Source organism: Flavobacterium sp. DSP2-3-1 (genome assembly GCF_049896865.1).
In the GTDB taxonomy this organism is placed as follows: Bacteria; Bacteroidota; Bacteroidia; order Flavobacteriales; family Flavobacteriaceae; genus Flavobacterium.
The window spans coordinates 248533-270245 of the sequence record NZ_JAFCVD010000003.1 but is presented as its reverse complement, the minus strand read 5'-3'; the positions used below and the strand labels follow the sequence as shown (position 1 = coordinate 270245).

The 21713-nt window shown below is 33.8% G+C and carries 24 protein-coding genes; 9 read left to right on the top strand and 15 right to left on the bottom strand.

Annotated features, from left to right (window positions below; all coding sequences use genetic code 11):
• Positions 1-47 precede the first annotated feature (47 nt).
• Positions 48-2144, top strand: coding sequence for a glycoside hydrolase family 97 protein (locus tag ACP7AT_RS05205; protein ID WP_426063284.1), 2097 nt, complete (start codon positions 48-50; stop codon positions 2142-2144).
• Positions 2145-2284: 140 nt separating this feature from the next.
• A complete protein-coding gene (locus ACP7AT_RS05200) occupies positions 2285-3664 on the top strand; it encodes a M28 family peptidase (protein ID WP_426063283.1) in 1380 nt (459 codons plus the stop codon).
• 37 nt (positions 3665-3701) lie between these two features.
• On the opposite strand, the gene ACP7AT_RS05195 is transcribed toward ACP7AT_RS05200, so the two are convergent.
• From ACP7AT_RS05195 to ACP7AT_RS05180, 4 genes are all read right to left on the bottom strand, one after another.
• Positions 3702-4796: a PAS domain-containing sensor histidine kinase gene (locus tag ACP7AT_RS05195; protein ID WP_426063282.1), complete on the bottom strand. Its 1095-nt coding sequence runs from the start codon at positions 4794-4796 to the stop codon at positions 3702-3704.
• A 212-nt stretch (positions 4797-5008) separates the two neighbouring features.
• On the bottom strand, positions 5009-5854 hold the full coding sequence (locus tag ACP7AT_RS05190) for a hypothetical protein (RefSeq protein ID WP_426063281.1): 846 nt from the start codon (positions 5852-5854) through the stop codon (positions 5009-5011).
• 18 nt (positions 5855-5872) lie between these two features.
• Entirely contained in the window at positions 5873-6691 is an 819-nt protein-coding gene (gene kdsA / locus ACP7AT_RS05185; protein WP_426063280.1) for a 3-deoxy-8-phosphooctulonate synthase, read from the bottom strand.
• A gap of 200 nt (positions 6692-6891) precedes the next feature.
• Positions 6892-7341 carry a 2-dehydro-3-deoxyphosphooctonate aldolase gene (locus ACP7AT_RS05180; RefSeq protein WP_426063279.1) on the bottom strand — a complete coding sequence of 150 codons (450 nt, stop codon included), beginning with the start codon at positions 7339-7341 and terminating at the stop codon, positions 6892-6894.
• Positions 7342-7535: 194 nt separating this feature from the next.
• On the opposite strand from ACP7AT_RS05180, the gene ACP7AT_RS05175 reads away from it, so the two are divergent.
• Complete coding sequence (locus ACP7AT_RS05175) at positions 7536-8096, top strand: YeeE/YedE family protein (RefSeq protein WP_426063361.1); 561 nt, start codon at positions 7536-7538, stop codon at positions 8094-8096.
• Positions 8097-8140: 44 nt separating this feature from the next.
• A complete protein-coding gene (locus ACP7AT_RS05170) occupies positions 8141-8557 on the top strand; it encodes a DUF6691 family protein (protein WP_426063278.1) in 417 nt (138 codons plus the stop codon).
• A gap of 44 nt (positions 8558-8601) precedes the next feature.
• Here ACP7AT_RS05170 and ACP7AT_RS05165 read toward each other — a convergent pair whose 3' ends face one another.
• From ACP7AT_RS05165 to prmA, 4 genes are all read right to left on the bottom strand, one after another.
• Positions 8602-9273 carry a lysoplasmalogenase gene (locus ACP7AT_RS05165; RefSeq protein WP_426063277.1) on the bottom strand — a complete coding sequence of 224 codons (672 nt, stop codon included), beginning with the start codon at positions 9271-9273 and terminating at the stop codon, positions 8602-8604.
• 9 nt (positions 9274-9282) lie between these two features.
• A complete protein-coding gene (locus ACP7AT_RS05160; RefSeq protein WP_426063276.1) occupies positions 9283-10554 on the bottom strand; it encodes a sterol desaturase family protein in 1272 nt (423 codons plus the stop codon).
• 94 nt (positions 10555-10648) lie between these two features.
• A complete protein-coding gene (locus ACP7AT_RS05155; RefSeq protein WP_426063275.1) occupies positions 10649-10924 on the bottom strand; it encodes an ATP-dependent Clp protease adaptor ClpS in 276 nt (91 codons plus the stop codon).
• A 45-nt stretch (positions 10925-10969) separates the two neighbouring features.
• A complete protein-coding gene (gene prmA / locus ACP7AT_RS05150; RefSeq protein WP_426063274.1) occupies positions 10970-11803 on the bottom strand; it encodes a 50S ribosomal protein L11 methyltransferase in 834 nt (277 codons plus the stop codon).
• Between the two features lie 95 nt (positions 11804-11898).
• Here prmA and ACP7AT_RS05145 point away from each other — a divergent pair, with 95 nt between their 5' ends.
• Entirely contained in the window at positions 11899-13122 is a 1224-nt protein-coding gene (locus ACP7AT_RS05145; protein ID WP_426063273.1) for a porin, read from the top strand.
• A gap of 54 nt (positions 13123-13176) precedes the next feature.
• On the opposite strand, the gene tpiA is transcribed toward ACP7AT_RS05145, so the two are convergent.
• The 4 genes from tpiA to ACP7AT_RS05125 form a co-directional block, all read right to left on the bottom strand.
• The gene (gene tpiA / locus ACP7AT_RS05140) at positions 13177-13929 is read right to left on the bottom strand and encodes a triose-phosphate isomerase (RefSeq protein ID WP_091204488.1); all 753 of its coding nucleotides are present in this window, start codon (positions 13927-13929) and stop codon (positions 13177-13179) included.
• Between the two features lie 65 nt (positions 13930-13994).
• Complete coding sequence (locus tag ACP7AT_RS05135) at positions 13995-14492, bottom strand: TlpA family protein disulfide reductase (RefSeq protein WP_426063272.1); 498 nt, start codon at positions 14490-14492, stop codon at positions 13995-13997.
• A 199-nt stretch (positions 14493-14691) separates the two neighbouring features.
• Positions 14692-15792, bottom strand: coding sequence for a BT_3928 family protein (locus ACP7AT_RS05130; RefSeq protein ID WP_426063271.1), 1101 nt, complete (start codon positions 15790-15792; stop codon positions 14692-14694).
• A 19-nt stretch (positions 15793-15811) separates the two neighbouring features.
• Positions 15812-16357, bottom strand: coding sequence for a DUF1599 domain-containing protein (locus ACP7AT_RS05125; protein WP_426063270.1), 546 nt, complete (start codon positions 16355-16357; stop codon positions 15812-15814).
• 88 nt (positions 16358-16445) lie between these two features.
• On the opposite strand from ACP7AT_RS05125, the gene folP reads away from it, so the two are divergent.
• Positions 16446-17270: a dihydropteroate synthase gene (gene folP / locus ACP7AT_RS05120; protein WP_426063269.1), complete on the top strand. Its 825-nt coding sequence runs from the start codon at positions 16446-16448 to the stop codon at positions 17268-17270.
• Positions 17271-17272: 2 nt separating this feature from the next.
• Positions 17273-17905, top strand: coding sequence for a hypothetical protein (locus tag ACP7AT_RS05115; RefSeq protein WP_426063268.1), 633 nt, complete (start codon positions 17273-17275; stop codon positions 17903-17905).
• Positions 17906-17948: 43 nt separating this feature from the next.
• Here the strand turns inward: ACP7AT_RS05115 and rlmH are convergent, their stop codons facing one another.
• From rlmH to ACP7AT_RS05100, 3 genes are all read right to left on the bottom strand, one after another.
• Positions 17949-18422, bottom strand: coding sequence for a 23S rRNA (pseudouridine(1915)-N(3))-methyltransferase RlmH (rlmH, locus tag ACP7AT_RS05110; RefSeq protein WP_426063267.1), 474 nt, complete (start codon positions 18420-18422; stop codon positions 17949-17951).
• Between the two features lie 116 nt (positions 18423-18538).
• Positions 18539-19030 (bottom strand): CIA30 family protein, encoded by a 492-nt coding sequence (locus ACP7AT_RS05105; RefSeq protein WP_426063266.1) that lies wholly within the window; start codon positions 19028-19030, stop codon positions 18539-18541.
• Positions 19031-19138: 108 nt separating this feature from the next.
• The gene (locus ACP7AT_RS05100; RefSeq protein WP_426063265.1) at positions 19139-19573 is read right to left on the bottom strand and encodes a hypothetical protein; all 435 of its coding nucleotides are present in this window, start codon (positions 19571-19573) and stop codon (positions 19139-19141) included.
• Positions 19574-19932: 359 nt separating this feature from the next.
• On the opposite strand from ACP7AT_RS05100, the gene nadC reads away from it, so the two are divergent.
• Together nadC and ACP7AT_RS05090 are read left to right on the top strand one after the other, a co-directional pair.
• Entirely contained in the window at positions 19933-20790 is an 858-nt protein-coding gene (gene nadC, locus ACP7AT_RS05095; RefSeq protein WP_426063264.1) for a carboxylating nicotinate-nucleotide diphosphorylase, read from the top strand.
• Complete coding sequence (locus ACP7AT_RS05090) at positions 20787-21695, top strand: YihY/virulence factor BrkB family protein (protein ID WP_426063263.1); 909 nt, start codon at positions 20787-20789, stop codon at positions 21693-21695. Before nadC ends, ACP7AT_RS05090 begins: the two co-directional genes overlap by 4 nt.
• Positions 21696-21713: the final 18 nt, after the last annotated feature.

Below are 21713 nucleotides of genomic sequence, written 5' to 3'. Positions count from 1 at the left end.
AAACGGCTATTTTATTTACTTTTATCAATTCAAAAAAATCATTCAAAATGAAATATTTATTCTTTCTTTTTCTACTTTTTCTGTTCAATTTTGGGAATGCCCAAAGCGTTCAATCCCCATCGGGAAAAATAGCTTTAAATTTCAAATTAACGGTTAATGGACAACCTTCATACGCTGTAAATTATAAAAACAAAGCGGTCATTTTAGAAAGTGCTTTAGGCATAAAATTAAAGGGAAAACCAGCTTTAGATGCTGATTTTGAAATCCTGACTTCAAAAACTTCTAGTTTTAACGAATCTTGGAAGCCAGTTTTAGGGGAACAATCAAGCATCGTAAATCATTATAATGAACTTATAATTTCTTTAATCAGCAAAGAATCTAAAGTAAAAATGAATATCATTTTTAGAATTTTTGATGAAGGAGTAGCTTTCAGATACGATTTTCCAAAACAAGCGGAGCTGAATTATTTTATCATTGCTGATGAGGTTACGCAATTCAACTTAACCGAAAACAATAAAGTATTCTGGATTCCAGGAGATTTCGACAGCAATGAATACGAATACAATGAAACTAAATTTTCAGACATTGATAATAGCAAAATCAATATGAACAACGGAATTGGAGTGAAATCGATTCCTGGTAAATATATGGTCCAAACGCCATTAATGATGAAAGCGCCATCAGGATTGTATCTTAATATTTTTGAAGCGGCATTGGTCAATTATCCGGTGATGCACCTGAATGCTGATGTGACGAATTACAAATTGAAAGCCGAGTTGGTTCCTAATGCCATTGGTGATAAAGCCTATTTGCAAACACCCTGTGTATCGCCGTGGAGAACAATAATGATTAACGATGATGCCAGAGATATTGTGGCTTCTAAAATGATTCTCAACCTAAACGAACCGTCAAAATTAGAAGATACTTCTTGGATTAAACCTATGAAATATGTTGGGATTTGGTGGGAAATGCACGTAGGGAAATCCACTTGGGATTATGCAGGCTCTCAAAATGCCACTAATTTTGCAGATGCACCAAAAGCGTCTGGAAAACACGGCGCTACTACTGAGAATACTAAAAGATACATTGATTTTGCCGCTAAAAACGGTTTCGACGGTGTGCTTGTTGAAGGATGGAATGTAGGTTGGGAAGATTGGAACGGGAATTGGAAAGAAGAAGTTTTTGATTTTACAACGCCGTATCCGGATTTCGATATTGCGGCTCTTTCAGCTTACGCCAAAGAAAAAAAGGTTAAAATGATTATGCATCATGAAACATCTGGTTCTGTTAGTAATTACGAAAGACACTTGGATCGCGCTTTTGATTTGATGAAAAAATACGAGTATCCGGCTGTAAAATCAGGTTATGTGGGTAAAATTATTCCACGTGGCGAATTTCATGACGGACAATCCATGGTAAACCATTTTAATTTTGTTGTAAAACGTGCTGCGGATTATAAGATAATGATTAATTCTCATGAATCTTCAAGACCAACCGGTTATGGAAGAACGTATCCTAATTACATCGCTGCCGAAGCTGCTCGTGGGAATGAATTCAATGCATGGAGTGTCGGAAATCCGCCTATGCACGAAACTATTTTGCCATTTACCAGACAACTGGGCGGACCAATGGATTATACGCCGGGAATCTTTGAAATTAAAATGAGTTATTATGATAAAAATAAAACCGAGCAGGTTCATACGACTTTAGCCAAACAACTGGCTTTGTACGTAACGATGTATTCTCCACTGCAAATGGCAGCCGATTTATTAGAAAATTACGAGAAATACCCGGATGCTTTTCAGTTTATTAAAGACGTTGAAACGGATTGGGACGAAAGCAAGTATTTAGAAGCGGAACCGGGCGATTATATTACTGTTGCCCGAAAAACAAAAGGAAAGGAAACTTGGTTTCTTGGCGCAATTACTGATGAGAATGCCAGAAAATCAGAGATCAAATTAGACTTTCTGACCAAAGGTAAAAAATACAAAGCCATTATTTATCAAGATGCGAAAGATGCCGATTGGAAAAACAATCCGATTGCGTACCAAATCAAAACAATTGTGGTGACCAACAAATCAAAAATTAATTTGAATTTGGCTCCAGGTGGAGGAACAGCAATCAGTTTTGAACCAATCCAATAATAGTTAAATCCTGCAAGAATTTAAAACTTGCATGATTTTTTTTGAATCTTACCTTAGATATTCGTTAAGAATTACGAAATTGCCACAACAACCAAAACCAAAATTGTAAAGAAAAATACCAAAAAAGACCTGAATTTATTATGAAAAAATCAATTGTTTTAGCCACACTTTTGTTTGGTGGAATTACTGCTTTTGCGCAAACCAAAGACGAGCAAACTTTAAAGGAAATATACAAATCCTCCTTGACCGATGCTAAATGCTATCCTTGGCTGGACCATTTATCCAATACCATTGGATCCCGATTATCAGGTTCAACTGGAGCAGAGAAAGCGGTTTTGTATGCCAAAGCACAGTTGGAAACACTGGGATTAGATAAGGTGTATCTTCAGGAAGTAATGGTGCCAAAATGGGTGAGGGGCCAAAAAGAAATCGCTTATTTACAAGTGGGAAAACAAAAAATAACTTTTCCAGTATGTGCGCTTGGTGGCTCCGTTGCCACTCCTAAAAAAGGAATACAAGCAGCTGTGCTGGAAGTAAAGAGTTTAGAAGAATTAACCGCATTAGGGGAAGAAAAAGTAAAAGGAAAAATCATCTTCTTCAACAGAGCGATGAATCCTGAATTTATCGAAACTTTTAAAGCATACGGAAGTTGTGTCGACCAAAGATCATCAGGAGCCAGAGAAGCCGGGAAACTGGGTGCAGTAGCCGTAATTGTCAGATCGATGAATTTGCGCTTGGATGATTTACCGCATACCGGAGCAACTAATTATGGTGAAATCGCCAAAGGACAACGAATTCCGGCTGCTGCTATTAGTACAAATGGAGCCGAACTTTTAAGCAAAAGTTTAAAACAAAATCCGAACGCATCATTTTATTTCAAACAATCCTGTCAGACCTTTGACGATGTTTTATCGTATAATGTGGTAGGAGAGATGAAAGGTTCTGAACATCCTGAAAGAATAATGGTCGTTGGCGGGCATCTTGATTCTTGGGATTTAGGAGACGGATCTCACGATGATGGCGCTGGATGTGTGCAAAGTATGGAAGTGTTGAATATCTTCAAAAATATTGGATACAAGCCAAAAAATACGTTGCGTGTGGTATTATTTATGAACGAAGAAAACGGTGTTAGAGGCGGAAAAGAATATGAAATGCAGTCCAATAAAAACAACGAAAACCATATTTTTGCTTTAGAAAGTGATTCGGGCGGGTTCTCACCAAGAGGATTTTCAATTGATTCTGATGAAGCTAATTTCAATAAAATCAGTAGTTGGGCCACGTTATTCGAACCATATTTAATTCACAAATTTGTAAAAGGACATTCCGGTGTTGATATTGGTCCTTTACAATCCAATCATATCGTAAAAGTGGGATTGCAACCGGATTCACAACGTTATTTTGATTACCATCATGCTGCAAATGATACTTTTGATGCTGTCAACAAAAGAGAGTTAGAACTGGGAGCAGCAGCTATGGCTTCCTTACTTTATCTGATGGATCAGAATGGTATAGTAAAATAAAAAAAACTTTAATTTGAAGGTGCTAAAATCATTTTTTTTAATATTTGAAAGAAATAGTGAATTTAGCACCCTCATTAATTTTACTCTCCACTGCAATTCGGCCACCTAAGCTCGTAATGTGATTATAAACTAAATAGAGTCCTATACCGTTACTGTCGCTATTGCTATGAAATTTTTCGTACAATCCAAAAATCTTATCTTTAACTTTTTCCATATCAAAACCAAGTCCATTATCAGAAAAAATTAATTGGTTCACTCCGTTGACTTTTCTGGATTGGATGGTAATAACGGGTGCTTGATGCGGTTTTGTATATTTAATGGAATTAGTGAGTAAATTTAAAAAAATACTTTTGATGTATGCTTTGTTAAAAATAACTTGTTCAAAAGCTGAAAAGTCAATATCAATAATTGCTCTTGAATCTCTTACCAAAGAATTTATAGAGGCAAGGACTTCGTGAAGGGATTCATTTAAATTTATTTCTTCTATTTGAGTATTGATACTCTCATTTTCAACTAATTTATCGATAGAATCATTTAAAGTTTGTTTTAAGTTTTCACTGGTTAATTTAAGAATTTCTATTAACTCTAACGTTTCTGGATCATTAATTTTTGAAACATCAATAAGGCTGAAAACAGAAAGCATATTATTTATGGGAGACTTTAAATCATGTGAAGTTTTATGAGACAAAAGCGTAAGTTCCTTATTGATTTGTGTAAGATTTGTAAGAAGTAAATTTCGTTCTTCTTCAACTCTTTTTTTATGCGTGATGTTCTTGGCAATGGCGTACACTAATTTCTCGGATTCCACAGGCATTGATGTCCATGACAACCAGACAATCTCCCCGCTTTTAGTTAAATAACGGTTTTCGAAATTCAAAAGAGGTTTATTTTTGTATACTTCTTCCCTTGTTTTTATGGTAATTTGAAGGTCGGCGGTGTAAATAAAACTGCTGATTGGTCTGGAATATAGTTCTTCTTCCGTAAAGCCTAATAATTTTGAAACAGCAGGATTTATTCTTTTGAAATAGCCATCAAATCCTGCAATGCAGATAAAATCAGCTGAGATATTAAAGAAATTATCAAAGTGATAGTCCGTTTTTAAAGAAGATATAATGGTGTTATTTTTGGCCATTTATAATTTTAAAGAACTTTTTGGTGTTAACATTATTCAACTTAAAATAAACAAATTCGATGGTTAAATTTAACTAATTAAAATTTAAATAAAGAAAAAAAATCAAACAATTCAAATCTTGTTAATTTTATACTTTTTGATTTATTTTAAGTGAAATTCATAAAAAAAGCCATCAGAAATGACAGCTTTAATAATTTTTGACAATGAGTGAATTAAATTCTAAAAATTCCTCCCGCGGCAATGATTTTCTGAAAAAAGAAAAAATCCTGTGAGGCACTATCTTCGGCATTTTCGGTAGTTCGTATGTCCTGCATATTAATATAGCCACCTTTCAGCTCTCCTTGAATGTAAAAGTGTTTGAAAAAAGTAACATTTAAACCTGCTTTTAATGAAGTTCCATAACCTGAAACATGAAAGTCATCGTGACGTTCTTTTCCTAACAAAGTTGTGTTTGTTTTTGGGTATAATAATCCAAAACCAACACCCTCTGTTAGATTAACTTGAATTTTGTCGGTATTTCCAATTTTGAAAATAGACGAAATATCATCATGTCTTGATAACTCAGTATTTACATAATTTAAACCATCAGTGTGTTCGTACTTAAGAAATTCTTCAGTCAGAAGCACTTGATTATTGCCCAATAACTCATCATAAGATCCCGGATTTGGATAATACCCATTGATGTCAACGGCCTTATTTTGTGACATCACATATTTCATGTGATCTACGCCTATAGCAAAACTGTAATGATCGTTCATGAAATACCCCATTCTAAAATTAGTCTGCGGTATGGTCATACGGGCTGGATTGATGTAGTCTACATGCCAGCCTTTTGGTTTGTCGTGTGCTTGAACATTTTCTAAGGTAAAATCGTAATCTTTACCTTGAAAAGTTATGTCTGATTTGGAGTAACTGTCTCTGTTTCCTCCCCACGAAATAAAAAATTTCCCTTTGTTATGAGTTGAATATTTACCTCGAATTTCTGTAGTTTCCTGTGCAATTGTGTTATTGGTAAATATAATAGTAAGGAATGCGGAATATAATAAAAAATGTTTCAATGAATTGGGGGCCTAAATTTAAAATGTATTTATTGTTTTTCTAATTGCAACTAATTTGGTCATTAAGGATTCAAAATAATCCAAATGCAACATATTAGCACCATCGCTTTTTGCGTTAGCAGGATCAAAATGGGTTTCTATAAAGATTCCATCCACGCCTACCGCAATACCAGCTTTGGCAATAGTTTCAATCATATCAGGCCTTCCACCAGTTACACCAGCCGTTTGGTTGGGTTGTTGCAAGGAGTGCGTAACATCAAGAACAGTGGTAGCGTATTGTTGCATCGTAGGAATTCCTCTAAAATCAACAATCATGTCTTGGTAGCCAAACATCGTTCCTCTATCTGTAACCATCACGTTTTCATTGTGACAATCCAATACTTTTTGAACAGCATGTTTCATGCTTTCAGGGCTCATGAATTGTCCTTTTTTCAAGTTGACTACTTTTCCTGTATTGGCAGCAGCCATAACTAAATCCGTCTGACGCACTAAAAAAGCTGGAATTTGCAACACATCAATATATTGAGCCGCCATATCCGCATCTTCATTGGTATGAATATCCGTAACAGTGGGAACTTTAAAAGTTTCCGAAACTTTTCTAAGGATTTTTAATGCTTTCTCGTCTCCAATTCCTGAAAAACTGTCAATTCTAGAACGGTTTGCTTTCTTGAAAGAACCCTTAAAAACGAAAGGGATTTGTAAATTTTCAGTAATACCAACTAATTTTTCGGCAATTCGCATCGCCATTTCTTCACCTTCAATGGCGCAAGGCCCTGCAAGTAGGAAGAAGTTGCCACTGTCAGTATATTTGATTTGTGGAATATGTTGTAGGTTCATAATATGATTTTTTAAAGGTGCAAAGGTAGTTATGATTTGCGATTTACGATTTACGATTTCCAAATAATTTCCCGCATTAACTTTTTTTTAGGAGCTGTTTCCTGCTGTCCGTTACAATCTCCCTAAAAAACGGGAGGATTTTCCCTTCCATCAGGGCTACGGATTTGGTTTACAAGGATGTTAGGGTATTCTAAAATCTATTATTTTTTCAATGAAAGTCCCAATGGAACCATCAAAACTCCTTTTTCATAGATGTTTAAATATAGTATAACTGGTTTTTTCTGCCCCACCCATTTTAATTCATAAACATCCAAAAATCCTGCACCCAACTCGCTTCTTTTTGTTGGAAACGGGCAACAGCTTTCCAGTTTAGAAAATGTGATATTTTCACCGTTGGGACCCGCTAACGCATTCAAAAACCGAACTTGATTTATTGTTTCATTTTCGGTGTTGTTAAAGAAAATATTGATTGGGTAATCTTTGTCGTAGCCATATTTTTTGTCTTTACTGTATTCGGTAATCACAAAAGTATTGTCTTTTGAAAGAGTAAGATTTGGCGCTTTATCATCTGTGTTTTTTATAGTTGATTGTGTACTGGAGCAAGATGTTACTCCAATTAGTAATGCAATAAAAAGGATTGATTTTTTCATATTTAAAATAATTTTACAGGTAAAGTTTAAAATAGCAATTACAATACCATGTAATTTAAATAATACAAATATAAACAGAACTTTAAACCTTACAGCGTGTTCCCGTAATAATTTGAATTCGCACTTTTTAACTGTCAGAACTATTTCTTCCAAAATTTCGTAAAATGCTTCTTATCTTTACACAAAAAAACAATATGGATATTATTTTTCAAACATGGTCCTGGTATTTTTCTGGGTTTTTGATTGGTATGATTATGCTTTCTTTGATTTATTTTGGAAAGTCGTTCGGGATGTCTTCTAACTTGCGTTCATTGTGTTCAATGGCTGGTTTAGGAAAACGAGTAGCCTTTTTTGATTTTGATTGGAAAGCACAACGGTGGAATTTAGTAGTCGTTCTAGGAGCTATGTTAGGTGGTTTTGTTGCCGTTCATTTTATGAGTGATGCTTCAAATGTGGCTATTAATCCACAGACAATTGCACAATTAGCACAACTTGGTATTGAAGCTCCAAACGGAAAATTATTGCCGGACGCTCTTTTTGGAACATCAATTTTACAATCACCAAAAAGTATTTTCATACTGCTTATTGGTGGTGTTTTGATAGGTTTTGGTTCTCGTTATGCCGGTGGTTGTACTTCTGGACATGCAATTTCAGGTTTGAGTAATTTACAAATTCCTTCTTTAAAAGCAGTTATCGGATTTTTTATCGGTGGGTTGATAATGGTACATTTTTTATTGCCATTAATTGTAAAGTAGAAAATAGATAAGCTCTAATTATTTAAAAATTTAAAATATAAAGCATGAAAAATATACTAAAATATATATTGGTTGGATTTATTTTTGGAATTGTTCTAACCAAATCTGAAGCTGTTTCTTGGTATCGCATTTATGAAATGTTTCAATTTCAGTCGTTTCACATGTTCGGAATTATTTCTGTGGCTATTTTGACAGGAATTATTGGTATTCAAATCATAAAAAGAAATAACATAAAAGACATTAAAGGAGAATCGATTGAAATTCCGGATAAAGAAAAAGGATCTGCACGATACTGGATTGGTGGATTGTTTTTTGGATTGGGATGGGCTTTGGTCGGTTCTTGCCCGGGTCCTATATTTATCTTGTTGGGTGCCGGTTTTTGGACTGTTTCAATAGTGCTTTTTGGCGCACTTTTGGGAACTTATTTATACGGATTATTAAAAAGTAAATTACCTCATTAATCGAAAAATAGCTTAAATCAAAGTAGCGTTTTCGTATGAAGATGCTACTTTTTTTTGTTTAATTTTAAAATCCCAATGACAATCAAATACTGCGCAAGCAAATAGGTAGCCATAATCAGTAAGGAACTGTATTGCAACGGCGCATAGAATTTATCAAAGGCCAAAAGACTATCAGAAGCTACAAAAACGATAGCTCCAATTAAAATATAGCTATTGGCAGGTTTTTGCCAGTTTAAGAATCCTTTGAGCGCAAACAATAACATAATTGAAATTGTCAGCGCATAAACAAAAACAGGAATTTTTAAATCACCCAGACTTGGCAGTAAAATCAGCATTATTACTATTAAATAGAAGGCAATTGCGGTAACTCCAACCCAAAAAATGATTTTACTTTTTTTTAAATTAATCTTTAATTGTTTGCTGAATAGTATTATGTAGGAAATATGCGAAAGTAGAAAGGCAATCAATCCTGCTATAAAATACAATTCTCCTTTGTCAGCGAACATCAAAATAATATCACCTACCCATGACAAAGTCAAAGCGGATAATAGAATTTTCTTAGTAGAGAACGTTTCTTGAAAATAAACAGCTAAAAGTAAAAATGGCAACAAAAAAGGTTTTAAAAACCAAGCTGTATTTTCATTCCCAAAAAATATAAACGAAATATAAACGAGACTAAATCCGATAAAACTATTTAATAGTACGTTGCTTTTCATATGTTGTTTTTAAGATTGCGTTACAATCATTTTTTCTTTTTCGAAATTAATACTGACAAAATATATAGTTACAATCAATGACAAGATCAGATAAACTGCAACAACATAACTCGCAAAAGGAAAGAGTTGATCCATGCCAAACCAACCTCCAAAATAGAAGATTAGTCCAATTCCGAATGCAAAACGAATACTTTCCCAGAATACAGAAATTTTACGGGTGTCCATCAGTTCTGTGTAACTGTAAACGGTCAGGAAGATGAATGCGCCGTAAATAAATACATTTGGCAAACCTATTATGGCAATGGAATTATACATGTAACTTACAAGTAACAACGTAATGATAGCTTGAAATAAGGACCAGTACATCAGTTTTTTAGAATGTTGAACTCCATATTTTTCAAAATCAAAAACATCGGTAATTTTGGTTACGGGATATCTCTCTTCAAAATTTTCTGGACGCCAACCTGTTGGTTTAAACCAAATGGTAAACTTGTCTTTCCAGTTTTCCGCGCGCCAAGAATCTGTAATCAGCAACCATAAATGCTGAAAATTAATCCTAATGGGATTCCAGGTTCTCGCTGGTCTCGTGATTCCAAAAACTGGTGGAACAGTTTCTAATTCCGCTTGAAAAGTACCAAACAATTTATCCCAAATGATGAATATCTGTGAATGATTCTTGTCCATATATTCTGGGTTAATGGCATGATGAACCCTGTGATGTGATGGCGAAACCAGTATGTTTTCCAGAAAACCAATTTTCTTTATGTGCTTGGTGTGATACCAGAATTGGAGGAATAAATGAATCGGCAACGTTATTGCAATTACTTTGGAGGGAACTCCTAAAAGAGCAGCCGGAATTAATAAAAAGGTAAATAGATTGACAAAACTGGAAATAGGTTGGCGTAGGGCACAGGCCAGATTGAATTCCTCACTACTATGATGAATAGCATGTTTGTTCCATAAAAAATTAATTTGATGAGACCAACGATGACTCCAATAGCCATAAAAATCTATAGCAATAAATCCAATAAAATAGGTGAAAATGTTAGCCTCAAGATCGAATAATGCTATTTTCGAGACAATCCAATTGTAGGAAACCAAAGTAATGCTAAGTCCCAAAACATCTTTCATCGAGTTCACCATTCCAGAGCTCACGCTGGAAACAGAATCCATGTTAGGTGACGTATCTTCCCCTTTGTAATGCCCATAAATTTTCTCGATGATAATCAATATCAAAAAGACGGGCATCACAAAAACTAAAATTTTACCATATTCTTCCATAAAAACACTTTATATTACTCAAATATAGAATAAAAGAGAATGTTTTTGAATTATTCACAGTAATTTATTTCTCAATGGGAAGTCCTTATTCTTCTTAAATTATTTCTGCATTCAATCCTGCTTCTAATAATTGGGTGCATTGTGGTTTCAATTTGTCGTAAGGACCCGTTTTGACGGTACATTTACCATTATAATGCACAATTAATGAACATTGTTCGGCTTGTTCCGGAGTGTGATTACAAACGCGAATTAAAGTTTCAATGACATGATCAAAAGTATTTTCATCATCATTATAAACAATGATTTCGTTGTTTAAACTCGCGGACTCTTTTACACTGACTCTCTCTCTTACTTTTTCTTTAGTACTCATTTTGTACGTTTTTGTACTTTCGTAATTAATAAAAAAATAATACCACTAATTTACGAATTTTAAAGATACCCAATTGTTTCTTTCAAATTTTTTAACATACGTAAGGCCTTTTTCGGCGCACGAAGAGTCTATAAATGGTATATCTTCGTGATAAAACCCGCTTAGAAGTAGTGTTCCATTAGAATTTAAACTGTCTACGTAATTTTGCATATCGTTCAACAAAATATTCCTGTTAATGTTGGCAATAATTAAATCGTATTTTTTGCCTTCTAGTAATCCAGCTTCACCTTCATAAACTGTAATATGTTTGCAATTATTGCGTTCGGCATTTTCAATGGAGTTTAAATAACACCAATTGTCAATGTCAATAGCATCAATTGGTTGGGCACCTTTCATCTCTGCAAGAATCGCTAAAATGGCAGTTCCGCATCCCATATCAAGGGTTTTCATTCCGGTAACATCCATTTCCAACAAATGCTGAATCATCATGTGTGTAGTCTCATGATGACCTGTTCCAAAACTCATTTTTGGCTCGATAACGATATCAAATTCGGCATTCGTTTTTGGGTGAAAAGGAGCACGTACGTGACAATTTCCCTCTACATCAATGGCTTCAAAATTCTTTTCCCATTCTTCATTCCAGTTTACTTGGTTAATTTCTTCAAAAGTATAATCAATCGTAAACTCTTTGGATTGTAAAATGTGAATATCTTCTAAAATAGTTTCATCCCATAAATCCTTTTGAACAAAAGCCGAAATCCCTGTTTCAGTTTCTGTGAAACTTTCGAAGGCTTTTTCGCCCAACTCTGCAATTAGTATTTCAGAGCCTAATTCTTTTGGAGTAACAGTAAAATGATACCCAATATAAATGTTTGACATGCTTATTTTTTTTGCAAAGGTAACAATCACTATTTAAACCGCATTTGTAAATCAAATTTTATTTTACATTTGCACCGTTAACACACAACTTTACAATGAAAAAAATTATTTTATTTTTTATTTTTCTATCCAGTTTTACCAGTATTGCTCAAGTTAATATAAAACAAAACAAACAGGATAATGATTTAAAATTATCGGCACTTCCTTATTATAGTTTTGGTAAAGGAATTGGAATAACTTCACCTGACAGTCTCTACCAATTAAATATTCGTTTTCGAATGCAAAACAGATTAACTTATTATGAAAATGAGGATGAAAAAGGCGCTTACGATGGACAAATCCGAAGATTACGTTTGCGATTAGACGGGTATGTGGGAAGTCCAAAATTTTTATATGCAGTTCAATTGTCATTTGCTCCGGGCGATGTTGGTGAAATTAGAGAAGGTGAGAACATAAATATTATCAGAGATGCAGTTGTTTTTTACAGACCTAACAGACACTGGAATATCAGTTTTGGACAAACAAAATTACCAGGAAATCGCCAGCGTGTGAATTCTTCAGGCGGATTACAGTTAACGGACCGATCGATTAACAATGCCAAATTTACAATTGATAGGGATTTTGGTTTTCAAGTTCACAATATGAACGAATTTCAAGAGAAATTTTCCTATAATTTTAAAACAGCTATTTCAACAGGAGAAGGTCGAAATATTACGGGGAATACAGATGCAGGTGTTGCCTTAACTGGTAAGGTAGAGTTGTTACCGTTTGGAGCGTTTTCAAGAGACGGAACCTATTTTGAAGGGGATATTGTAAGAGAAAAAAAGCCAAAATTAATGCTTTCAGGAGCTTTTCAGCAAAATAATCACGCCAAAAGAACTCAAGGTCAATTAGGGAATGATTTATTCGAATCTCGTACTATGAAATCATTGATGCTGGATGTTTTGGTTAAATACAACGGTTGGGCCGCCATGTCAAGTTATATGTCGAGAACTACTTCAAGAAATGCCGTTACGATAAATCCATATGATATTTCACAATCTAATTTTGCTTTTGTTGGTAACGGATTTGATCATCAATTGAGTTATAATTTTCCTTCCAATTATGAAATTATCGGCAGATATTCCACTCAAAAAGTAGGAGCGGATATCCGGACTTTGGCTCCAAATGCTAAACAGTACACTATTGGTTTAACCAAATATGTTTGGGAACATACTTTTAAGTTGCAAAGTGAATTGACTTTTGATGCTTTAAATTATTTTGACGGAAGCACAAAAAATAATTGGTATGTACGTTTTCAGGTGGAAATAGGAATTTAAAAAAAAAGCGATGAAATAAATCATCGCTTTGTTTATAAAGTTTAAAAATGATATTTAAATAGCATTGACAATCGCAACAAAATCATCAGCTTTAAGCGCAGCACCGCCGATAAGACCACCGTCTACATCAGGTTTTGAGAATATTTCTTTTGCATTATCCGGTTTTACACTTCCGCCATAAAGAATAGATACATTTTCTGCAATCTCGCTTCCATATGCTTTACGAACTGTTTCTCTGATAAATTCATGCATTTCCTGCGCTTGTTCTGGTGAAGCTGTTTCTCCGGTTCCTATTGCCCAAACTGGTTCGTAAGCTAAAACAATATTATCCCAGTCTTTTGCTTCAATATGAAATAAACCGTCTCTTAACTGATTTTCTACTACGTTAAAATGATTTTTTGATTGACGGTCTTTTAACTCTTCTCCAAAACAAAAAATAACTCTCATGTCATGTTCCAAAGCTGTATTTACTTTGTTAGCAATTAAAGCATCCGTTTCATGAAAGATTGCTCTGCGTTCTGAATGTCCCAGAATTACAATATCTACACCAACGCTTTTAAGCATATCAGCTGAAATTTCGCCTGTAAAAGCGCCACCTTCTGCTTCATGAACGTTCTGTGCAGCTACGTCAATATTAGTAAATTCTAAATGATCAACAGCGGAAGCCAAGTTTATAAAAGTAGGAGCTACAATAACTTGAACAGCTGTGTCTGTTGGAATTTTCGCTATCAATTCATTTAATAAATCCTCTGTTTGCTCTGCATTTTTATGCATTTTCCAGTTTCCGGCAACAATCTTCTTTCTCATTTTAATTGGGTTATATTTAGTTTTTGGCTATGTTATTTAAAATTGTAATTGAACAATTGAATGTATTATTTTAAATCTTTAAGGGTCTTATTGATTTTATCAAAATCGGTTTCTATGGCGCGGTATAAAATAATATTGCCATTTTTATCCACAATGATGTATCTTGGAATCCAGTCTACGTCTACGGCTTTAGCAAATACACCTTTCATTTGGTCATTTGCCATAAAATGACCTCCTTTTAATTGGTGTTTTTCAATTCCAGCTTTCCATTTATCGGCGGTTTTATCCATCGAAATAAATAAGTAGGCGACTTCAGGATTATTAGCTTGTAATTCTTTTAGTTTGGGCATTGCTTTTACACAATCTCCACACCATGAAGCCCAAACTTCTATTACCAAGGTTTTTCCTTTATATTTTTTTAGGATATCCTGAAAAGCGACTTGGCTCCCGTCAGTGGCCAAAAGGGTTTCTGATAAAGCTTCTTTAGAGAATTCAGTTTTTTCTGTACTTGAGGTGCAAGAGAATGTTGCAAACGCAATCAGTAATGCTATTATTCTTTTCATTTTCAATTTGTTTTTAACAAAGTTAAACAAACAATTTGAATGCGTTGTTAGTAAGAAGTAATTTTGAAAGCATTTTCCGAAAATTACAAAGCAATAACGTTATAGTCTAAAAATAATCGAAAGCATTTATCATTTCTTTTAAGTCCAAAGTCGTAAAGGTGTCCATTCGGGCTTCACGACTTTAAACAATATAATTTTTTTAAAATTTTAAATCATCAATATCATTGTGATGTACCTTTTGTTGTATCGTTCCTTTTTCAATCAAAATAATACTTGGATTGGCTCTTTCAATCGTTTTTACGGTAATAGCATCACAAAAATAGAAGTCAAATGTCAATTTAAATTGTTTTTTTGCAGCAGCTATTTCTTCTGCTGAAGATGCAGTCATACCAACTACTTTATAACCTTTTTCTTTAGCTTCTTGATTTAACTTTTCCATTTTTGCCATTCCACTGTGATCTGCTTTAACCAAATCATAAGCGGTTATTAACATCAATTTTGGTTCTGCTAAAAATTCCTCTTTATAATCGGAGCCGTCTTTTTCCATTGTAAAATCATGAATGGGAGGAACGTACCCTTCCGTGATGACTTTGTCTTTTCGGTCAACAAATACAGCACCTTCAGGAATTGCCATTAACTCTTTTTCAGTAAATTCTTTGTTGACACCGCCAACTTTGTAAATAAATACCATTTCCACTACCGATTTCTCAGCTCCGTCGGGAATTCGCATTCCTTTTTGAATATTGTTCCCTACTTTATAAGGTCGGAAATCGATTAAAGGTAAATGGTTCAATACCCAAACTCCCGTAAGCGAGGATAAAACGATACTAGCGTAAATAACTATGTTTTGTAAGCTATTACTAAACAACGGTTTTACTAATTTTTGATTAAAAAATAATATCAGAATAAAGAAAAGTAAAACGATATCTTTAGTGAAAGATTGCCAAGGTGTCAGTTTTAATGCGTCGCCAAAGCAACCACAATCTTTTACCACATTAAAATAAGCAGAATAAAAAGTTAGGAAAGTAAATAATACAATCAAGATTAATAAACTCCAAACAGTAAATTTTGTCTTGTAACCAATGAGCAGCATAATTCCCAAAACTACTTCTAGAATTACTAAAAATAAGGCAATTCCCAAAGCAAATGGAATGAAGAAGGGCATGTTGAAAACGGGTTCACTGAAATATTCCGCTAATTTATAAGAGAACCCAATTGGGTCATTCAGCTTGATTAATCCAGAGATAATAAATAGAATTCCAACGAAAATTCTAGAAAATTGAGTAATTATATTTTTCATGTTTTGTTATTGCTTTTAATTAATTATTTCCAAAACCCATTAGAATCAAGGCAAAAACCGAATAATTTATCATATCCTGATAGTTAGCATCGATTCCTTCAGAAACTAATGTTTTTCCTTTATTGTCTTCAATTTGTTTGACACGAAGTAGTTTTTGCAAAATCAAATCTGTCAGTGAACTCACACGCATTTCTCGCCAAGCTTCTCCATAATCATGATTTTTATCTTCCATTAAATTTTTGGTCAATTTGATTTTAGCATCGTACAATTCAGTTGCTTTTGCAACTTCTAAATCGGGTTGGTCCGCAACGCCTAATTCCAATTGAATCAACGCCATGATGGAATAGTTGATAATCCCGATAAATTCGCCCGTTTCATCTTCATCAATTTTGCGAACTTCGTTCTCTTGTAAGCTTCTAATTCTTTGGGCTTTAATGTAGATTTGGTCTGTCAATGAAGGTAATCTTAAAATGCGCCAAGCACATCCGTAATCTTTCATTTTGTTGATAAACAGCGCTCGACAAATCGTAATTACAGTATCATATTCATTTGAAGTATTCTTCATTATTGGTGTATATTTGTATTCAAATTTTTTCAAAAATAAGATAATTTTTTTGAATGTAGAATTTTGAAGTCTTTAAAACTGTAAACGAATGACGATTAACTGCAAAGGATTACTTGTTGACTTATCAACTCCCAAAGTAATGGGGATTTTGAATGTGACTCCAAACTCTTTTTTTGATGGTGGAAAGTATAAAAATGAAACTGAAATATTATCTCAAGTTGAAAAAATGCTACTTGATGGCGCAACTTTTATAGACATTGGGGCTTATTCTAGCAAACCAAATGCAGAATTTGTCTCGGAACAAGAAGAAATTTCGAGAATTGTTCCTGTTGTTGATTTGATTCTAAAGCATTTTCCAGAAATAATAATCTCGATTGACACGTTTAGAAGTGAAGTGGCCAGAGCTTCGATTGAAAGCGGTGCAGCTATCATCAACGATATTGCAGCCGGAAATCTGGATGATAAAATGCTGGAGACAATAGCAAAATACAATGTTCCGTATATTATGATGCACATGCGAGGAAACCCGCAAACGATGCAAACACTCACTGACTACGATGATATTGTAAAAGAAATGTTGTTCTATTTTTCTGAAAAAATAGCGCTGGCCAGAAGTTTTGGAATTAATGATTTAATCATCGATCCGGGCTTTGGCTTTGCTAAAACAATAGCTCAAAATTACGAAGTATTTCAAAAAATGGAATTGTTTAACATGCTTGAGTTGCCACTTCTTGTTGGGATTTCAAGAAAATCCATGATTTATAAAACGATTGACACTACAATAGAAAATTCGCTAAACGGAACTACGGTTTTGAATACTCTGGCATTGATTAAAGGAGCAAAAATCCTGCGTGTTCACGATGTAAAAGAAGCTGTGGAATGCGTCACATTATTCAATAAAATCAATTTATAACGATGAAATATTTTACTCTGATTGTTCTATTTACTGTATTCTCTTGTGGAAACAAAGAGGCTGTTTTATTGCCAAAAGCTAACACAACAATTGTCAAAAATGTTGTGGATCTTTCGCCAATCTATATTTTTTTTAGGACAAAAGGTAAAGATACGCTGGCAGAAGTAAACCGAAAAAACAGTATTATTTCTACCAATTGGATTCTAAATGTAGACAAACGTTTGCCGTTGCGACTTACAATTCCGGAAATCATGAAATTGCAACAAAAAAAGCGTGAAGAAAAAGCACACAAGAATGAAAAGGCCGAAAATTATTATTCTTACGCCGATACGATTGGTAAAAATCTCGCCTTTATTCCTTTTACAAATGTGTATTACAAAATGGAAAAACCAAAGTCAGGAGTTGTTGTCTTTTTTACCAAAAACAATGAAATTTTAGTAGATGATATTGTGGTAAAACAAGAAGAACTGCAAGCCTATTTTAATAAAGCACCACATAACAAATCCAGCCAATACATTTTTTGCTTTAATAAAAACTTGAATTTTGGAAGTTACATTCAAGATAAAATTTTCATAAATAGTTTAAAGTTGCCTTCATCGGAATTTAATATAAAACAGGAAGAGTTTATTTTTTAATCAAATCAACTGAGAACTGAGATTAATTATTAAACACTCAATTTTACTGATGATGATAAGGTTCGTTTCTTAAAATCGTGAAGCCGCGGTACAATTGCTCTATAAAGAATAACCGCACCATTTGATGCGAAAAAGTCATTAAAGACAGTGATATTTTGCCTTGTGCTTTGGCATAAACGGCATCTGAAAATCCATAAGGACCACCAATTACGAAAACTAATGTCTTTACTCCGGAGTTCATTTTCTTCTGTAATTCTTCTGAAAATCCTACACTGGAAAAATTTTTTCCGTTTTCGTCCAACAAAACAAGTTGGTCCGTTGGTGTAATTTTCGCCAAAATCAGCTCGCCTTCTTTCTCTTTTTGTTGACTTTCGGATAAGTTTTTTACGTTCTTGATATCAGGAATAATATCTAAGTCGAACTTAATGTAAAAAGACAACCGCTTCATATAATCGTCTATTAAAGATTGTAAGGCTATGTTATCAGTTTTACCGATAGCAATCAATTTAATGTTCATTTTTGTTGAATTTCAGAGGCGCGAAGATAGAAAAATTAACAGTTTCAAAGCATATTCTCATTGATGGAAATTGATAATTTGACTTTAAGTTTGTATAAAGAAAACTAAGATAATATTTATTTCACCTCGATGCTATCAATTAGTAACTGAAATGTTTCCTTTTGTTTATTACCTACAAGGAAAGCAATTTCCTCTAAATTAGAACCGTCATAATTAGGTAGATCTAGTTTTTGTCCTCTGAAAGCAGGATATAATTCGCTAATTGGAATTTCTACAGTTTGCCAATCTGTAGTAGTTTGAAAAGGAGATACATACGAATGGGAATCAGTTTGATTGGGCTTAACTCTGAATTGGTATTGTTTACCATCACCTTTAAGACGGATAGAAATGTGTTTAGCATCTGTCAAATCAATTGGTTCACAAACATATTTTACGGAACAAAATCCGCCATTATTTTCTAACGAAACGCTGCCTTCAAAAGTTCCAAATCCATCGGAATTCAGATAGAATTTACTTTGAGATTTCCCGCCCATCACAGCGTCGTTTACAATTTTCCAATTGTTTAAGTCACTTTTTAAATTAAAATCAAAAATTAAAATTGGTTCCATAATAATGGGTATAGGAAATTATTTAGTGCTAATTAATGTTTTTATTAAATGCAATATTTAAGATTTAAAAACTAAAAGTAGCGTCAACTTTTTAGGATTTATACCTAATTATTTTGGCAACGGAGCACCAACAGCAATATCACAGCGATGATTCGTTTGTCCGTGTGGCGGATTCATGCCTTCAGCGGTAGGCATTGTTTCCGGTTGAGTTGTAGTTACTGTGTTCGCAGGAACAGCTGTGTTTTGTTCTGGAGTTGCTGAAGCATTTGTAGTAGCCGGAGCGCTTAATGGTTCGCCGACAGCTATATCGCAACGATGACCCGCTTGTCCATGCGCCGGATTCATTCCAGCTGCTACGGTTGTTGGCTGCGTATTTGTATTTTGTTGTTGTTGGGTGGCAGTTTGCGACTGACTTTGCATTTGTCTGCCAACCTCAGTAAAAGGAACTACATTTGTTGGAGTGGTATTTGATGTTTCTACTTCTTTTTTACAAGAAGTGAAAAGTAATGCTGTTACAAAAAAAAGGCTTAAAAAAGATTTCATAAATATTGATTTGATTACTATTTTCAAATATAAGATTTTAAATAATAAATGCCTAAATAAAAATTATTGATTTCGTGTAAACTTGTTTGGATTAAATCTGCCAAATCTTTACTTTTTACCTTGAAATCCACGAATTTGAGATAAAATTGATGGTGGTTTTTTCCTGTCTAAAAATCAGAAAATATTATTTGTTTTATATCCTTGTTTACTAACGGAATGAAGCCACAGATTCTGATTTTGGGTTGTAGTTTAGTAAATAAAATAGATCCGTTTGTTACTTTTTCTAAAGATGCCAGTTCGTAAATTTTCAATTCCACAAAATATGCATTACTTTAGCATTCTATAAATTTCCTATAAAAATGATTAGCGATATACAGTTCAAAAACGAGTTAGAGATATTGATACAAAATGCCATTCGGGAAGATGTTGGACCAGGGGATTACAGTTCATTGGCTTGCATTCCGGCATCAGCAACAGGAAAGGCAAAACTACTTGTGAAAGAAGACGGCATTATTGCTGGTGTAGCTTTTGCAAAAATGGTTTTTAAGCATTTAGACGCTAACCTTCAGATTGAAACTTTTATCGAAGATGGAACTACAGTAAAAAAAGGAGATATTGTTTTTCATGTTTCTGGGAGTTCGCAATCTATTTTGAAATCAGAACGTATAGTTTTGAATTCAATGCAAAGAATGTCAGCAATTGCTACTAAAACCAAAGAATATGTTCGTTTGTTAGAAGGAACAAATACAAAAATTCTCGATACTCGTAAAACAACACCAGGTTTTAGAGCATGTGAGAAATGGGCAGTCAAAATTGGAGGAGGCGAAAACCATCGTTTTGCGTTGTATGACATGATAATGCTTAAGGACAATCACAATGATTTTGCGGGCGGAATTACTTTGGCGATAGCCAAAACCAAAGCATATCTCAAAGAAAACAACCTGGATTTAAAAATAATTGTGGAAGCCAGAAATCTGGATGAAATTAAAGAAATTCTGGAGAGCGACGGAGTTTACAGGATTTTAATAGATAATTTTAATTTTGAGGATACTAAAAAAGCAGTAGCTTTAATAGGTACAAAATGTTTGACAGAATCCTCCGGAAATATTAACGAAAATACGATTCGGAACTATGCGGAATGCGGCGTAGATTATATTTCGTCTGGCGCATTGACGCATTCTGTTTTTAACATGGATTTGAGTTTGAAAGCATTATGAGCAAAGAAATTGAATTGAAACTACGAAGAATTCCAATTTTACGGAATCTTATGTTTGGTTTAAAAAAGATAAAACTACCTTGGTTAGAAGGTTTGTCTTTGTATGATTTGATCGAAATATATGGCCTTGGAATCATTGAAAGCGCTTTAACTTATCACGCCAGTGCCATTGCGTTTAGTTTTTTCATGGCATTATTTCCTTTTGCATTATTTATTTTAAATTTAATTCCATTTATACCTATTGAAGGTTTTCAAGAAGATTTTTTGATGTTTGTTAAGGACGGAGTGCCACCAAATACTTATGATGCTATTTACAAAATCATCAGCGATATTCTGAATAATAGTGATTCCGGATTGTTATCTTCGGGATTTATATTGTCTATTTTCTTGATGGCAAATGGATTAAACGGAATTTTAGGAGGTTTTGAAACCTCTCGTCATGTACTTATCAAAAGAGGTTTTGTTCGTCAGTATGTAGTTGCATTGGGAATGTCGTTATTACTGTCCTTACTGTTATTAGTCACAGTGGCAATAATCGTAGTTTTTGAAGTTTTTATTCAAAAAACAGTCTTTAGTGATCAAATTCAATTAATCGTAATTGGCCGTTACGCTTTTGTTATTTTGATGATTTTAATGACCACTTCGATACTTTTCAAATTTGGTACAAAACACGACAAAAACCGTGCATTTATCTCGATAGGTTCAGTGTTTACAACCATTTTAATTATTTTAGATTCGTATTTTTTTGGGATATGGGTCACAAAATTTTCACAATACAATGAATTATATGGCTCAATAGGAACATTATTGATTTTGATGTTTTATATTTGGATCAACTGTATGATATTGCTGTTGGGATTTGAATTGAATGCCACAGTAAATAAACTAAAAGCAAAAAAAGAGTAAAGTATTAAATTAAAAATA

Excerpts from the sequence above, each read along its gene's own strand:
- ACP7AT_RS05180 (WP_426063279.1), bottom strand. The coding sequence starts at position 7,341 with ATGAAAAAATCAATCCTTTTTATTGCATTACTAATTGGAGTAACATCT.
- ACP7AT_RS05105 (WP_426063266.1), bottom strand. The coding sequence starts at position 19,030 with ATGGAACCAATTTTAATTTTTGATTTTAATTTAAAAAGTGACTTAAAC.
- tpiA (WP_091204488.1), bottom strand. The coding sequence starts at position 13,929 with ATGAGAAAGAAGATTGTTGCCGGAAACTGGAAAATGCATAAAAATGCA.
- kdsA (WP_426063280.1), bottom strand. The coding sequence starts at position 6,691 with ATGAACCTACAACATATTCCACAAATCAAATATACTGACAGTGGCAAC.
- ACP7AT_RS05170 (WP_426063278.1), top strand. The coding sequence starts at position 8,141 with ATGAAAAATATACTAAAATATATATTGGTTGGATTTATTTTTGGAATT.
- rlmH (WP_426063267.1), bottom strand. The coding sequence starts at position 18,422 with ATGAACATTAAATTGATTGCTATCGGTAAAACTGATAACATAGCCTTA.
- ACP7AT_RS05125 (WP_426063270.1), bottom strand. The coding sequence starts at position 16,357 with ATGAAGAATACTTCAAATGAATATGATACTGTAATTACGATTTGTCGA.
- ACP7AT_RS05205 (WP_426063284.1), top strand. The coding sequence starts at position 48 with ATGAAATATTTATTCTTTCTTTTTCTACTTTTTCTGTTCAATTTTGGG.
- ACP7AT_RS05175 (WP_426063361.1), top strand. The coding sequence starts at position 7,536 with ATGGATATTATTTTTCAAACATGGTCCTGGTATTTTTCTGGGTTTTTG.
- ACP7AT_RS05160 (WP_426063276.1), bottom strand. The coding sequence starts at position 10,554 with ATGGAAGAATATGGTAAAATTTTAGTTTTTGTGATGCCCGTCTTTTTG.
- ACP7AT_RS05165 (WP_426063277.1), bottom strand. The coding sequence starts at position 9,273 with ATGAAAAGCAACGTACTATTAAATAGTTTTATCGGATTTAGTCTCGTT.
- ACP7AT_RS05200 (WP_426063283.1), top strand. The coding sequence starts at position 2,285 with ATGAAAAAATCAATTGTTTTAGCCACACTTTTGTTTGGTGGAATTACT.
- ACP7AT_RS05115 (WP_426063268.1), top strand. The coding sequence starts at position 17,273 with ATGAAATATTTTACTCTGATTGTTCTATTTACTGTATTCTCTTGTGGA.
- ACP7AT_RS05135 (WP_426063272.1), bottom strand. The coding sequence starts at position 14,492 with ATGAAAAGAATAATAGCATTACTGATTGCGTTTGCAACATTCTCTTGC.
- folP (WP_426063269.1), top strand. The coding sequence starts at position 16,446 with ATGACGATTAACTGCAAAGGATTACTTGTTGACTTATCAACTCCCAAA.
- ACP7AT_RS05145 (WP_426063273.1), top strand. The coding sequence starts at position 11,899 with ATGAAAAAAATTATTTTATTTTTTATTTTTCTATCCAGTTTTACCAGT.
- nadC (WP_426063264.1), top strand. The coding sequence starts at position 19,933 with ATGATTAGCGATATACAGTTCAAAAACGAGTTAGAGATATTGATACAA.
- ACP7AT_RS05195 (WP_426063282.1), bottom strand. The coding sequence starts at position 4,796 with ATGGCCAAAAATAACACCATTATATCTTCTTTAAAAACGGACTATCAC.
- ACP7AT_RS05090 (WP_426063263.1), top strand. The coding sequence starts at position 20,787 with ATGAGCAAAGAAATTGAATTGAAACTACGAAGAATTCCAATTTTACGG.
- ACP7AT_RS05155 (WP_426063275.1), bottom strand. The coding sequence starts at position 10,924 with ATGAGTACTAAAGAAAAAGTAAGAGAGAGAGTCAGTGTAAAAGAGTCC.
- prmA (WP_426063274.1), bottom strand. The coding sequence starts at position 11,803 with ATGTCAAACATTTATATTGGGTATCATTTTACTGTTACTCCAAAAGAA.
- ACP7AT_RS05100 (WP_426063265.1), bottom strand. The coding sequence starts at position 19,573 with ATGAAATCTTTTTTAAGCCTTTTTTTTGTAACAGCATTACTTTTCACT.
- ACP7AT_RS05130 (WP_426063271.1), bottom strand. The coding sequence starts at position 15,792 with ATGAAAAATATAATTACTCAATTTTCTAGAATTTTCGTTGGAATTCTA.